The organism is Microbacterium sp. Root61 (assembly GCF_001427525.1).
Classification (GTDB): Bacteria; Actinomycetota; Actinomycetes; order Actinomycetales; family Microbacteriaceae; genus Microbacterium.
In genome coordinates this window covers 2,537,728-2,551,796 of sequence record NZ_LMGU01000001.1, presented here as the reverse complement: position 1 = coordinate 2,551,796, position 14,069 = coordinate 2,537,728, and the positions used below count along the sequence as shown (strand labels likewise).

Genomic DNA, 14,069 nt, shown 5'->3' with positions numbered 1-14,069 from the left:
TCGATGATGGTGCAGTCGGGGACTGCGAGGTGTCGCCTCGCGTCGTTGCGAGGCGGATGCGGCGGACTCAGCCGCCGGTGAGACGCTCCAGCAGCTCGCGGTAGCGGGCGGCCGTGCGCTCGACGATCTCGGTGGGCAGCTCGGGCGGCGTGCCCTGCTTGTCCCAGTTCGCGGCGAGCCAGTCGCGCACGATCTGCTTGTCGAAACTCGCCATCCGCGCCGCCGGGGTCGTGCCGATGCGCCAGGCCTCGGCATCCCAGTACCGCGACGAGTCGCTGGTGAGCACCTCGTCGCCGAGGGTGAGCACGCCGTCGGCATCGGCGCCGAACTCGAACTTCGTGTCGGCGAGGATCAGGCCGTGCGCCTCGGCGAGCTGCGCGGCACGGCGGTAGATCTCCAGCGACGTGTCGCGGAGGGCGGCCGCGACATCCGCTCCGACCAGCTCCACGGTCTGCGCGTACGAGATGTTCTCGTCGTGCTCGCCCATCGGCGCCTTGTACGCCGGGGTGAAGATCGGCTCGGGGAGGCGGTCGCCGTCGGTGAGTCCGGCGGGCAGCGGGATGCCGCAGACGGTGCCGTCGGCCTGGTACTCGACCCAGCCGCTGCCGGTGAGGTAGCCGCGCACGACGCACTCGACGGGGTACATCACCAGGGTCTTGACGAGCATGGTGCGTCCGGCGACCTCGGCGGGGATGACCTCGTGCGCGGAGTCGTCGGCGCCCAGTCGGTGATCGGCCACGAGATGGTTCGGGATGCGTCGACCGCCGTCGCCGCCGGCGAGCTGGTCGAACCACCACAGGCTCAGGGTCGTGAGCAGTTCGCCTTTGCCCGGGATGCCGGGTTCGAGCACGTGGTCGAACGCGCTCACGCGGTCGCTGGCCACGACGAGCAGGCGCGCGGCGTCGGCGCCGTCGGGGGTGTCGGCCGGTACGTAGAGGTCGCGCACCTTGCCGGAGTACACGTGGCGCCAGCCGGACAATGCGAGGGATGAAGTCACTCGCCCATTATCGCGGAGCGCGCGCTCGGGCGTGGTGCGGGGTGGAGGCGGTGCATTGGTGGAGGTATAGTCCATGTGGACTAGTCGGTCCGGAGTAATCACCGCTCGGCTGCGACCAGAGGAGCACCTGTGAAGGATGTTGTCGATCGGCTGACGCCGCTCGGACTCATGATGCTCGCGCTGCTCCGCGAGGGCGACATGCACCCGTACGAGATGATGCGGCTGCTGCGCCAGCGGCGGTCCGACCGTCTCGTCCCGATGACCAACGGCACGTTCTACCACACGGTCGCGCGGCTCGAACGGGCCGGCCTCCTCGTCGAGACCGGCGTCGATCGTGACGGCAACCGCCCCGAACGCACCACCTATGGCGTCACCGAGGCCGGCGGCGCCGCGGTGATCGAATGGGTGCGGCGCGAGCTGCCGCGCATCGATCGTCCCGCCGAGTTCCGCGTCGCCATCGCCGAGGCGCACAACCTCGACCGGGACGAGGTCATCGACCTGCTCGGCATCCGGCGGGCTGCGCTCGCCGCGGGGCAGGAGCTGCAGAGCGCAGGGCATCATGGCGCGCGCGCCCGCGGGGTGCCCGAGCAGTTCCTCCTCGAGCTCGAGCGGAACGACGTGCTGGTCGGGGCCGAACTCATCTGGCTCGACGGGCTCATCGACCGGCTCGAAAACCATGTCTTCGCTTGGGGGCCCGCCGAACTCGGTCCGCACTCCGAGCGCTATCTCGCTGACCGAAAGGCTGCACGGCAATGACCGAACAGACGACCCGGGCCGCGGCATCCGTCGCCCCCACCGCACGCAGTCCGTGGCCAGCCCTGTGGGCGCTGGTCATCGGATTCTTCATGATCCTGGTGGACACCACGATCGTCTCGGTCGCGAACCCGGCGATCAAGGCCGCGCTCGACCCGCACACGAACAACCTCGACAACGTGGTGTGGGTGACCTCGGCCTACCTTCTGGCCTACGCCGTGCCGCTGCTGGTCACCGGTCGCCTGGGCGATCGCTTCGGGCCGAAGAACATCTACCTGATCGGTCTCACGGTCTTCACGCTGTCGTCGCTGTGGTGCGGTCTGTCGGGGACGCTGGACATGCTCATCGCCGCGCGCGCCGTGCAGGGACTCGGTGCCGCGCTGATGACCCCGCAGACCATGGCGATCATCACGCGCACCTTCCCGCCGAACCGCCGCGGTGCGGCCATGGGCCTGTGGGGTGCGACCTCGGGTGTCGCGATGCTCGTCGGGCCTCTCGCCGGCGGCTTCCTCGTGGATGGCCTCGGGTGGGAGTGGATCTTCTTCGTCAACGTGCCCGTCGGCATCATCGGCTTCGTCGCCGCGTGGATCCTCGTTCCGAAGCTCGAGACGCACTCGCACAGCTTCGACATCCTGGGTGTCTTCCTCAGCGCGATCGCCCTCTTCCTCATCGTCTTCGGGCTGCAGGAGGGCGAGACATACGACTGGGGCGTGATCTGGGGACCGATCACGGTGTGGGGCATGATCCTCACCGGCGTCGCGGTGCTCGGCCTCTTCATCTGGCAGCAGAGCCGTCGCAAGAAGGAACCGCTGGTGCCGCTCGAGCTGTTCCGCAGCCGCAACTTCTCCATCTCCAGCATCGGCATCGCCGCGGTCGGCTTCGCCGTCACCGGGATGTCGCTGCCGATGATGTTCTTCATCCAGCTGGCGCGCGGGCTCACCCCCACCGAATCGGCCCTGCTGCTGATCCCGATGGCGGTGTTCGCCGGCATCCTGTCGCCGTTCGCCGGCAAGCTGCTGGACCGCACCGATCCGCGCCTGATCCTCGTGCCCGGACTGGTGCTGTTCGCGGGCGGACTCATCTGGTATTCGACACTGATGAACGCCGAGACGCCGATCTGGATGTTCCTGCTGCCCTCCGCGGTGCTGGGCATCGGCAGCGCCGGGATGTGGGGGCCGCTGGCCACCATCGCCAACCGCGACCTGCCGATCCAGCAGGCCGGTGCCGGCGCCGGGGTGTACAACACGACCCGCACGGTCGGCTCCGTGCTCGGCTCGGCGGCCATCGCCGTCTGGATGCAGTCCCGGCTCGAGGCGAACCTTCCGGGAGCGTCCTCGGCGCAGAGCGGGTTCGGTCATGGGCAGCTCCCCGCCGCCGTCGTGGACGGGTTCTCGACCGCGATGTCGCAGGCCCTGCTGCTGCCGCCCGTGGTGCTGCTGCTGGCCGCGGTCGTGATGCTGTTCCTGCGCGCGCCGCGGGGGTCGAGCAACGAGGACTGGCACGCGGCGAAGGTCGACGCGGGGGCCTGAGGGGCGGCCTCACGCGAGACGTGGCAAACGGTGCTTCCCGGACCTGGTTCGGGTACGTTGGCCACGTCTCGCGGGTGGGTTCGACCGTGCGTACTCCGCAGTGAGTCGAACGCCGCGCAGGTCAGTCCGGGTCGGAGGGGTCGACCGGGGAGTGGTGGTCGAAGCCGACGACGCCGCTGCGCCAGTAGCCGCTGACGGACGCCTGCTCCGACGGCAGCCCGAGCGTGCGGCGCAGGTGGCGACGCAGCGGAACGAGAGCGGATGCCTCGCCCGCCGCCCACACGTACGTGCCCGCGTCGATCGGATCCAGCGCGTCGAGCGCGGCCTCGGTGGCCTCGGGAGCGACGACGTGCACGGCCACGCGCTCTGACCCGGCCACGCCGAGGTAGTCCGCGACCCAGTCGCCCGAGCCGGGCAGGGCCGCGATGATGTCGATCCGGGCGGTCGGCGGGAGCTCGCGCACCCAGCGCGCGACCGACGGCAGCGAAGTCTCGTCGCAGATCAGGACGGCGCGGCTGACGCCTTGCGGCGCGGCCTTGGAGCCGCGGGGACCGACCACGACGATGCTGTCGCCGACGGATGCGCGCGCTGCCCAGCCCGAGGCCGGTCCGGCATCGGCGTGCAGGAAGAAGTCGACGTCGACCGCGACGGCGCCGTCCGGCAGTGTGTGGATCGCGAGCGGGGTGAAGTCGCGCGAGAAGGTCTGCCCCTCGGGCCGGATGATGCCGTCCTCGTCGGGTCCGACCGGCGCCGGTGCGACGAGCTCACCGGTCGCGGGGTCGGGCAGGAAGAGGCGGATGTGGTCGCTCGGTCCGCCCGAGACGAAGTCGGCGAAGTCCGGTCCGGTGAGGGTCACGCGCACGAAGTCCGGCGCCGGTGTGCTGACGGCGACGACCGATGCGGGGCGCGCCGTGAACCGGTTGCGCCCGCCGGCACGGAAGAACGGCGATGTGGTGTCGGCGGGGGGCCGACCGGCTCGACCGGCGCTCACGGGAGTGGTGGCGGCATCCGTCATGGTGTTCCTCCTCGCGGACGCCGACACGGAGCGCCCCTGTCCAGCCAACCACGCTGTGGCTAGGCGAGGTCGTCGCGTCCCGCTCGGTGAGCGCGAGCGACGCGGTCCAGGCTGGCCTCCTCGGCACCGCAATGCCCGGATCAGCGCGGGCTGGGCGTCAGGTAGTGCTCGATGACGAAGTCGGCGATCGCGATCGATGAGGTCGCCGCAGGCGAGGGGGCGTTGCGCAGCAGGGTGACGGGGCCGACCTGATCGACGGCGAAATCGTCCAGCAGCTCGCCGCTGCTGCCCCAAGCCTGGGCGCGGACGCCGGCGCCGGTCTTGTGCGCGAGATCCGACATCTTCAGCTCCGGCACGAACCGTCGCGCCTTCTGGAAGTACAGCGGCTTGATCAGAGAGCCGGAGATCTCATCGACGCCCATGCGCCAGTGCTCCTTGGCGAGCGGCCATGCGCCGGGCCAGCGGAGCGATTCCCAGGTGTCCTTGACCGAGATCGTGAGCCATTTGTAGCCTTCGCGCGCGAGTGCGGGGACCGCGTTGGGGCCGACATGCACGTTGTCGTAGACCCCGCGCGTGAAGTGCACGCCGAGGAAGGGGAAGCGCGGGTCGGGGACCGGATAGATCATGCCGCGCACCAGGTCGGTGCGCTCCGGGGCGAGCTCCCAGTACTCGCCGCGGAACGGGAGGATCTTCGGCGACGGGTCGGCCCCGATCAGGCGGGCTACCGCATCGGACTGCAGCCCGGCGCACACGATGACGCGGTCGAACACGTCCTCCGACACGGGCGTGGTCACCCGCACCGTGCCGTTCTCGAGCCGGATCCCGGTGACTTCGTGGCCCAGCAGGACCCGACCACCGGCGGCCCGCACGTCCTGTGCCATCGCCTCGGTGATGGAGGCGTAGTCCACCACCGCGGTGTGCGGCGAGTGCACGGCGGCGACACCCGCGACGTGCGGTTCGATCTCGCGAAGCGCGGCCACGTCGTCGATGCGGGCGAGATCCGGCACGGCGTTCTCGATCGACCGCCGTTCGATCTCGGCGAGGGCACCGAGCTCGGACTCGTCGACCGCGACCACGAGCTTGCCGACCTCGCGGTGGGGCAGGCCCTTCTCCTCGCAGAACTCGCGGATGGAGACGCGGCCCGCCGCGCACAGCGTGGCCTTCAGTGATCCGGGCTTGTAATAGAGGCCCGCGTGCACGACGCCCGAGTTGTGGCCGGTCTGATGCTGGGAGAGTCGGGTCTCCTTCTCCAGCACCGTCACCTCCGCGCGGCGCGCGCCGAGTGCACGGGCGAGTGCGATGCCGACGATGCCGCCGCCGATGATGCCGATGCGCTCGGTCATGCCTCCGACCTTAGCTGCGCGGTGCTCGGGGCTCCGCCGACCTCGAGTACGTCACATGCTCAGGGTGAACCTTCTGCTCTCCGGCTCACGCCGCCGAACCGCGTTCACTGAGCGACCGGTTGGGACGAACCGTCTCCTGACCCGACCGGTGAGCGTCTACTCCCGGACGCGGGCGGCGATGTCGGTGCGGTACTGGGCGCCGTCGAGGGAGACCTCGGCGACGGCGCGGTAGGCGCGGGCGCTCGCCTCGGCGAACGTCGTGCCGAGCGCGACGACGTTGAGCACGCGGCCCCCGGTCGCGACCAGCGCACCGTCGCGCTCCGCGGTGGCGGCGTGGGCCAGGTGCACGCCGTCGACGGCGGCCGCCGCATCCAGTCCGGTGATCTCGCGGCCGATGATCGGCGCCTCGGGGTAGCCCTCGCTCGCGACGACGACCGTCACGGCGACGGCCTCGGCGAAGGCGGGCAGCGGGTGGTCCTCGAGGTTGCCGGATGCCGCGGCGAGCAGCAGTCCGGACAGCGGGTCGAGCAGCCGGGGCAGCACGGCCTGCGTCTCGGGGTCGCCGAAGCGGGCGTTGAATTCGATGACCTTGATGCCGGCCTCGGTGATGATGAGGCCGGCGTAGAGGAGGCCGATGAAGGGCGTGCCCTCGGAGTCGAGTTGGCGGATGACGGGCTCGGCGACCTCGCGGGTCACGAGCTGCACGAAGTCGGCCTCGCCGCCGAAGCGCTCGGTCAGCCAGGGGAGCGGCGAGTACGCGCCCATGCCGCCGGTGTTGGGGCCTTCGTCGCCGTCGCGCAGGCGCTTGTAATCCTGTGCCGGGCTCAGGGGCAGCACGTGGTCGCCGTCGCTGAGGAAGAACAGCGAGACTTCGGGCCCGGCGAGGAACTCCTCGATGAGCACCGGCCCGGACGGGAGATAGGTGTCCGCGTGGGCGAGAGCCTCGGCGCGGTCGGCCGTGACGATGACGCCCTTGCCGGCGGCCAGGCCGTCGGCCTTGACCACGTGCGGACTGCCGAGCTCGTCGAGCGCGGACTCGACCTCGGCGCGGGTGTGGGCGCGCACCGCGCGCCCGGTCGGGACCCCGGCGGACTCCATGATCCGCTTCGCGAACGCCTTCGACCCCTCGAGCTGCGCGGCGGCCTTGCCGGGGCCGAACACCGGAATGCCGCGCTCGCGCAGGGCGTCGGCGACGCCGGCGACGAGCGGCGCCTCGGGGCCGATCACGACGAGGTCGATGTTCTCGTCGTTCGCGTACTCGGTGACGGCGGCGGGATCGGTGCCGTCGAGCGTCACGAGGGTCGCGTCGTGCGCGATTCCGGCGTTGCCGGGGGCGGCGAACAGCTCGTGTCCGGCCTCCTCCGCCTTCAGCGCGAGGATGATGGCGTGCTCGCGCGCGCCGGAGCCGAGGACAAGGATTCGCACCCCTCCAGCCTATCGGCGGCGGTGTCGCCGCGCCCCCGGTCTCCGCCCGCCCGACCCCAGCGCCTGATGCCGGCACCGCCGCGTCTCCGTCACCTCTCCGTCACCGAGACTGCAACGGAGCCTCGAGACGGTGGGAAAAGCCCGCAGTCTGGAGGCTCGACTGCAGTCTCGAGGGAAAGCTCGACTGCAGTCTCGAGGGAAAGAGGGGCCGGCCCGCGGTACCGTGAGGGCGTGGCACGGAAGATCCTGACCGACGAAGGACGCACCGCCCTGGCTGCCGTGCGGGCAGCGGATGCGGCATCCGTCGCTCCTGCCCGCACCGACCTCGCGACCGCGGTGCGCTACCTCCTGCAGCTGCTCGCCGAAAAGGCTCCGGGGCACACGGTCGAGGTTCGCGTGCCTCCGTTCGGGGCGGTGCAGGTGCTCGAGGGGCCGCGCCACACGCGCGGCACCCCGCCGAACGTCGTCGAGACCGATCCGGCGACCTGGATCGCGCTCGCAACCGGCGCCGAGCAGTGGACGGATGCCGCGGCCTCCGGTCGCATCCTCGCCTCCGGCACCCGTGCCGACCTCACCGAACTGCTCCCGCTGCGCCCCTGACCTCGCCCACCATCGCGTGTTTCTCGGCATAGCGAAGCCACCCCACCCCGCCCCGCGCGGGACCTACCGCCGCGGCACGATGACCGGCGCACCTGTGATCGGATGCGGGAACACGTCCACGGCCTGGCCGTAGACCTCCTCGATCCGCTCGGCGGTCAGCACCTCGGCCGGCGGCCCTGACGCCGCGACCCGGCCCTGCGACAGCAGTGTCACCCGATCGGCGTAGGCCAGAGCGGCGCCGAGGTCGTGCAGCACGATCGCCACCGCGGCTCCTTCCCGCGCCCGGCGCTGGACGATGCGCAGCACGTCCTCCTGATGGCGCAGGTCGAGCGCGGCGGTGGGTTCGTCCAGCAGCATCACATCCGTGCTCTGCGCGAGCACGCGGGCCAGGGCGACGCGGGCGCGCTCGCCGCCGGAGAGCGAGGGGATGCCGCGGCCGGCCAGGGGCGCGACATCCGTCGCCTGCATCGCCGCCGCCACGATCCTGTCGTCGTCGTCCACGGCGGGCGTCCGCGCCCACGGTGCTCGTCCCATCCGCACGACGTCCTCGACGGAGAACGGGAAGCTCACCGCGTTGTGCTGCAGCAGCACGGCACGCAGGCGCGCCAGGTCGCGCGACGGGAAGCCCCGCAGGTCTCGGCCATCGAGCTCGACCTGCCCTGACGAGGGGGCGACATCCCCGGCGAGCACGCCGAACATCGTCGACTTGCCCGCGCCGTTCGGTCCGACCAGGGCGTGGACCTCCCCGGCGGCCACGGTGATCGAGGCATCCCGCAGGATCGTGGTCTCTCCCACGGTGACGGTGACCGTCCTGGCGTCGAGTCGGACGTTCATCCCCAGCCTCCCGCCTGCTTGCGCGTGCGCAGCAGCAGCCAGAGGAAGAACGGCCCGCCGATGAGGGCTGTGATCATGCCGATCGGCAGGTCGGCGAGCGGCACGGCCGTGCGGGCGACGAGATCGGCCCCGGCCAGCAGGAGCGCGCCACCCAGCGCGCTCGTGATGATGAGCGGCCGGTGCGCCGGCCCGATCGCCATGCGCATGAGGTGCGGCACGACGAGTCCGACGAACCCGATGATGCCGGCGAACGCGACGGCAGCGCACACCAGCAGGGCGACCGTCACAATCACGCCGATGCGCAGCGGCTCGACCCGTACGCCGAGGTGCCGCGCGGTGCGCTCGCCGAGTGCGAACAGATCGAGTTGCCGGGCGACGAGGATCGCCACGACGAGCCCGACGAGCACGAGCGGCGCGACCAGCGCGATGTTCTGCCACAGGGCGCCGTTGAGGCTGCCGAGCTGCCAGAACACGATCTGCTCGCGGGTGGCGCTGGTGCCGAGGAAGGTGAGGAACGCCAGCCCGGCCCCCGCGATCGCGTTGATGGCGATGCCGGTGAGCAGGAGGGTCACGACCTCGGTGCGCCCGCCGGTGCGGCTGATGAAGTAGACCGACAGCACCGCGACCAGACCGCCGACGAACGCGAAGGCCGGGGTCGTCCAGAGGCCGAAGACGGTCAGGCTGAAGGTGAGGCTGGCGGCCGCACCGAGGGCGGCGCCGGAGGAGACGCCTACCACGGCGGCATCGGCCAGCGGGTTGCCGAAGATCGCCTGCATCAGCACGCCCGAGACAGACAGGGCGGCACCGACGAGCAGGCCCAGCACGATGCGGGGGAGTCGGATGCCGAGCACGACCCCCGCGGCCGTCGGATCCGCGACCGCCCAGGGGCTGTCGATGCCGACGGCGCCCAGCAGCACTCCGACGACCTCCGACGGGGAGAGCGCGTACTGCCCGAGCCCGAGCGAGACGACGACGGTGGCGACGAGGGCGACCGCGAGCACGATCGTGACGATGATGAACCGCCCGCGTCGGTGGCGACTCGGGGTGGGGACGACGACTTCCGAGGTCACGGTGCTGTCGTGGGGGCAGGAGCGGCGGGGGAGTCTGCGGGGGCGTACACGGCCCGGGCGAGCGCGCGGACGATCTCGGCGGTGCGGGGGCCGAAGCTCAGGATGTCGGCATCCGCCATGTCGACCACGCGCCGGTGCTGACCGGCAGGGGTCTGCTGCAGCGCCGGGATGCGCTCCAGCAGTCCGTCGATCCCGTTCACCGAGGCGAGTCCATCGGTCATCATCACGAGGATGTCGGGGGCCGCGGACACGAGCGCCTCGGCGGTCATCGGCTTCATGCCCACCCAGCCGATCTCGCCGGCGACGTCGACCCCGTCGACCGCCTCGATCAACGAATCGGCTCCCGAGTCCTTGCCGAAGATGTAGTAGATGTTGGCGCTGCCCCGCACGTAGAGGAACAGCATCCGCGGTCGATCCGTCTCGGCGGCGGGTGCGATCGCGTCGACCTCTGCGGTGGCGGCGGCCAGCTCGGCGTCGAGTCGTTCCGCCAGGGCGGCGCCGCGGCTCGGCACGCCGAGCGCCGCGGCGATCTCGTGCACGAGGTCATCGGCGGTGTCGAGGCGGCGTTCGGCGGTGACGACGATGATCGGGATGCCGGCATCCCGCAGCTGTTGGCGCACTTCCTTCGGACCGATGGAGGTGTCGGTCAGCACCACGGTCGGTGCGAGCTCGAGGATCGCCTCGGCGTTGAGGGTGTGCCCCGCCTTGGTGACGACGGGCAGGTCGGCCGTGCCCGGGAAGTCGGTGGACGAGTCGCGGCCGACGAGGTTCTCGCCGAGGCCCAGCCCGACGACGGTGGCGGCGATCGTGCCGGAGATGTCGATGGCGAGGATGCGGTCGACGTCGGTGACCTCGACGCTGCGGTCCTCGGAATCCGTGACCGTCACCGGCAGCTCCGGTGCGGTGGCGTCGTCGACGGGGGTGATGGCCCGGTCCGGAAGGCACGCGGTCGCGCCGCCCTCGTGCGTGCGCACGTCCTCGGCCAGCGCCAATGAGGCGAGCGGGGCATCGGAAGCCGCGCAGCTCGAGTCGGCCTGCGCGGTCGGTGCGGCGCATCCGGTGAGCGCGAGCAGCGCGATGAGAAGCAGGGCAGAAGCACGACGCATTAGGCAAGGCTAACCTAAAACTTGACGTTGGCTGTGAACGTGCCCTACGGTCGAGAGCGTCGCGACTTAGCTAAGCCTAACCAAATTCGCGACATCCTTCACTCGACTGCATCGCTGCACGGGACCGGCGCTTCGGCGCGCGCTTCCGGCCGCACACCCGGAGATGACTGTGTCCACGCACCTTGCCCTCGACCGAGGAAAGGCCGTCATAGCGGCCCTTCTCGCCTTCCTACTCGTCCTCGCAGGCGCCGCGATCACCCCGGCCGCGCAGGCCGCAGACGGGCCGTCGGTGTCCGCCGGAGCCGTCCCGCGCGCGGGTGGAACCGTCACGGTGACGGGTTCCGGGTTCTCCGGAGTGAGCCCGGGGGTCTATCTCGCAGTGGGTCCCGCGGGGCTGCCCGGCTTCTACGCCGGCTCGTCACAGCTCGGCGACACCGTCTGGATCGCTCCCGGCAACGAGTCCGGCGGCGAGGGCGCGGCACGGACCGCGCCGATGGGGGCGGACGGCACGTTCAGCGTGCAGATGTCGGTACCCGCGTTCGCGGACGGCAGGCAGTACTCGATCTACACCTCGAAGGCGCACGGTCAGGGCTTCTCTGACCCCAGCCAGAACACGACGACGGCCCTCGCGTGGGAGCCGCTGCCGGCCGTCGCGACCACCACCACGCTGATGGTGGATCCGGCCGGCTCCAGCCGTGCAGGCGAGACGTTCACGCTCGGCGCGACCGTCGAGCCCGCGGCATCCGGATCCGTCTCCTACTTCCGAGGCGATGCGAAGGTCGGCGAGGCTGCCGTGGGCAGCACCGTGACCACGAGCGTGGCGGATGCCGGAACCGTCTCGCTGTCGGCGGTGTTCACGCCGGCCGATCCGGCTGCCTTCGTCGGATCCACCTCGGCCGCCGTCTCCTACGAGATCACCGCGGCGTCCACGCCCAGCCCCACACCGACGCCCACGACCACTGCTGGGGTCCCGACGGTGACTGTTTCGAAGACGGCTGGGTTGGATGCGGCGGGTGAGACGGTCACGGTGACCGGTACCGGCTTCGTTCCGAACCCGCCGGCGACCTCGGGCACGCGTCCTCCTCTCCAGGGGAAGTTCACGGGCTCGTATGTGGTGTTCGGCAAGTTCCTCGACGAGTGGAAGCCCTCGACCGGTGCGCCGAGCAGTGCGCGTACGTCGATCGCGCAGAAGTGGGGCGTGCTGGAAGCGGATCTCGCCACGATCGGCGGCTCTGCTGCCGGCGGCATCGTGATCGGGGCGGACGGCTCGTTCCAGACGGAACTGACGGTGTCGGCATCCGAGGTCAACGACCTGCTCGCCGGCAACTACGGCATCTACACCTACCCGGGCGGTGGCGCGAAGTAYGCACCGTTCGAGACCTACACCCCGATCACCTTCGCCGAACCCGCCCCGGTCCCGACGGTGACCGGCTCGGTCACCGATGTCTCCAAGGCTGCCGGCGCGACCGTGAAGACGGTCGCGACCAACCTCGGCCCGATCACCGGCGCCTATGCCGCCATCATCGAGAAGGGCACGGAGGCCGACGTCACCGCCAGCAGTGGTTTCGTCGCGATGAGCTACGTCATGGGCATCACGGGCGGCGCGTTCGAGAAGAACCTGATCGCGGCAACGGCGAACCTGGATCGCACGAAGCAGTACGAGGTCATCGTGTGGAAGCAGCACACGATGCCCGACTCGCTCACGATCTACACGCGGTCGGACATCGCCTTCACTCCGGCCCAGTGGGACGTCCTGTTCCCGCCGACCGAGCCTGAGGTCCCGGCCACGCCCGAGGTGCCGGTCGTGACCCCGACGGTGCCGGGCGGATCCCTGCGCTGGGCCATCTCGTCGTCGTTCACCTCCTACGTCACGGGCAGCATCGCGCACGGCAGCGTCTCGGTGTCGGGCGGAGCAACCCGTTCGGGCGGCCTGTTCCAGTTCGGTCAGGCCACGGGCAGCACGTACTCCGCAGCCTCCGGCACCGGCACGGTCTCGTACGTCGGCGCCGCGCGGTTCACCGGCCACAACGGCATCCTCGACGTGACCATCGCGAACCCGCAGCTGCGGATCACCTCGCCCACGGCGGCGACGCTGTACGTCACCAGCGGCGGCGCGCAGGTCGCCTTCGCCACTGTCAACCTCGGTGCGGCCGCCCGCACCGAGAGCAACGGTGCGGTCACCTTCGCCGGTGCTCCCGCGAGCCTCACGGCCGCCGGGCAGAATCAGGTGCTCGGGGGCTTCTCGACCTCGCTCGACCCGCTCACCTTCACGGTCGGCACCGCGTCTGCCGCGCCGAGCGGCTCCACCGGGACCGTCGCGACCACCGCCGCGGCCGCGAAGCCGACAGCACGTGCGCTGCCGACCACTCCTCCGGCCACAGCCGGCATCGAGGTCGACGACGCCACGTTGACCGCCTTGCAGGCGGGCGAATCGGCGACGGTCTCGGCCTCCGGATTCGCACCCAACGAAGCCGACATCGCGGTGGTCGTGTACTCGACCCCCGTGCTGCTCGGGACGGTGACAGCGGATGCCTCTGGCACCGCCACGTGGACCGGTTCGCTGCCCGCGACGCTCGAGGACGGCGACCACACGCTGACCTTCCAGGGCGCCTCGGTCAGCCGTGGTCTGACGTTCTCGCTGCAGCGCGCGGCATCCGCCCTGGGCGCCTGCACCACGCAGGGCGCCGAGCTGGCGTGGGGCTTCAAGGAGTCCTTCCGCACGTACATCGAGGGGATCGCCGCCGGCGGCTGGGAGCTCACCGACGTCGCGTACGAGTACCCCTCCTATGTGTGGGCGAACGGCACCGGATCGTTGGATGTCGATGACCACACCGGCCTCGTGACGTACGGCGGGGCGATCCGGTTCACCGGGCACGCCGGTGCGCTGGACACCACGCTGTCGGACTTCCGGCTCGAACTGGCCGGCGACACGGGCTACATCGTGGTCGACGTGGCGGGCACCACCCAGACGGGTGAGCCCATCTCCGCGGCCGGCGTGCGACTCGCCGAATTCGCGGTGCCCGACCTGGAGATCACCGACGGCGCCCTCGTGCTCGACGCCCTCCCGGCGACACTGACCGAGGCCGGCGCGGCCGCGTTCGGCACATACCCGGCGGGCGAGGCGATGGACCCGGTGTCGGCCGTCATCCCGGTCGACGGGTGCGAGGTCACCGCCGCCGCTGCGGAGAACGAGAAGCCGGTCGCCGCCGAGCAGACCGCAGTCGTCGAGGACGAGGCTTCGGCCCCGGTCTGGCCGTGGATCGTCGGAGGCGGAGTGCTGCTGCTGATCGGAGCCGCCGCCTGGATCATCGTGGCGCGTCGCCGCGCCTCGGCGCACTCCGCGTCGGAGACGCCGGTCGAGTGACCGCAGCCGAAGACTGAGCCGGTCACCCGACCG

11 protein-coding genes are annotated in these 14,069 nt (G+C 71.0%); 4 read left to right on the top strand and 7 right to left on the bottom strand.

The window, feature by feature from the left end; genetic code table 11:
- Nucleotides 1–67 precede the first annotated feature (67 nt).
- The gene (locus ASD65_RS12150; protein ID WP_082561739.1) at nucleotides 68–1,072 is read right to left on the bottom strand and encodes a phosphoribosylaminoimidazolesuccinocarboxamide synthase; all 1,005 of its coding nucleotides are present in this window, start codon (nucleotides 1,070–1,072) and stop codon (nucleotides 68–70) included.
- A 54-nt stretch (nucleotides 1,073–1,126) separates the two neighbouring features.
- Here ASD65_RS12150 and ASD65_RS12145 point away from each other — a divergent pair, with 54 nt between their 5' ends.
- Together ASD65_RS12145 and ASD65_RS12140 are read left to right on the top strand one after the other, a co-directional pair.
- Nucleotides 1,127–1,753, top strand: a complete 627-nt coding sequence (locus ASD65_RS12145) for a PadR family transcriptional regulator (protein ID WP_056222986.1) — start codon at nucleotides 1,127–1,129, stop codon at nucleotides 1,751–1,753.
- Nucleotides 1,750–3,279, top strand: coding sequence for a DHA2 family efflux MFS transporter permease subunit (locus ASD65_RS12140; RefSeq protein ID WP_056222984.1), 1,530 nt, complete (start codon nucleotides 1,750–1,752; stop codon nucleotides 3,277–3,279). Before ASD65_RS12145 ends, ASD65_RS12140 begins: the two co-directional genes overlap by 4 nt.
- A gap of 121 nt (nucleotides 3,280–3,400) precedes the next feature.
- Here ASD65_RS12140 and ASD65_RS12135 read toward each other — a convergent pair whose 3' ends face one another.
- The 3 genes from ASD65_RS12135 to purD all read right to left on the bottom strand — a co-directional run bounded on the left by ASD65_RS12135 (nucleotide 3,401) and on the right by purD (nucleotide 7,062).
- Nucleotides 3,401–4,294: a siderophore-interacting protein gene (locus ASD65_RS12135; RefSeq protein ID WP_082561738.1), complete on the bottom strand. Its 894-nt coding sequence runs from the start codon at nucleotides 4,292–4,294 to the stop codon at nucleotides 3,401–3,403.
- A gap of 140 nt (nucleotides 4,295–4,434) precedes the next feature.
- Nucleotides 4,435–5,637, bottom strand: coding sequence for an L-2-hydroxyglutarate oxidase (lhgO, locus tag ASD65_RS12130; protein ID WP_056222981.1), 1,203 nt, complete (start codon nucleotides 5,635–5,637; stop codon nucleotides 4,435–4,437).
- A gap of 156 nt (nucleotides 5,638–5,793) precedes the next feature.
- Entirely contained in the window at nucleotides 5,794–7,062 is a 1,269-nt protein-coding gene (gene purD, locus ASD65_RS12125; protein WP_056222979.1) for a phosphoribosylamine--glycine ligase, read from the bottom strand.
- 231 nt (nucleotides 7,063–7,293) lie between these two features.
- On the opposite strand from purD, the gene ASD65_RS12120 reads away from it, so the two are divergent.
- A complete protein-coding gene (locus ASD65_RS12120; protein WP_056222974.1) occupies nucleotides 7,294–7,662 on the top strand; it encodes a sterol carrier family protein in 369 nt (122 codons plus the stop codon).
- 63 nt (nucleotides 7,663–7,725) lie between these two features.
- Here ASD65_RS12120 and ASD65_RS12115 read toward each other — a convergent pair whose 3' ends face one another.
- The 3 genes from ASD65_RS12115 to ASD65_RS12105 are packed head-to-tail and all read right to left on the bottom strand — an operon-like array spanning nucleotide 7,726 to nucleotide 10,672.
- Nucleotides 7,726–8,496 carry a heme ABC transporter ATP-binding protein gene (locus tag ASD65_RS12115; protein ID WP_056222971.1) on the bottom strand — a complete coding sequence of 257 codons (771 nt, stop codon included), beginning with the start codon at nucleotides 8,494–8,496 and terminating at the stop codon, nucleotides 7,726–7,728.
- Entirely contained in the window at nucleotides 8,493–9,566 is a 1,074-nt protein-coding gene (locus ASD65_RS12110) for a FecCD family ABC transporter permease (protein WP_056222969.1), read from the bottom strand. The genes ASD65_RS12115 and ASD65_RS12110 overlap by 4 nt, the downstream gene beginning before the upstream one ends.
- The gene (locus ASD65_RS12105; RefSeq protein WP_056222967.1) at nucleotides 9,563–10,672 is read right to left on the bottom strand and encodes a heme/hemin ABC transporter substrate-binding protein; all 1,110 of its coding nucleotides are present in this window, start codon (nucleotides 10,670–10,672) and stop codon (nucleotides 9,563–9,565) included. Before ASD65_RS12105 ends, ASD65_RS12110 begins: the two co-directional genes overlap by 4 nt.
- Before the next feature lie 169 nt (nucleotides 10,673–10,841).
- Between ASD65_RS12105 and ASD65_RS12100 the strand changes: the two genes are divergently transcribed.
- Complete coding sequence (locus ASD65_RS12100) at nucleotides 10,842–14,036, top strand: HtaA domain-containing protein (protein WP_056222965.1); 3,195 nt, start codon at nucleotides 10,842–10,844, stop codon at nucleotides 14,034–14,036.
- The last annotated feature ends 33 nt before the right edge of the window (nucleotides 14,037–14,069 follow it).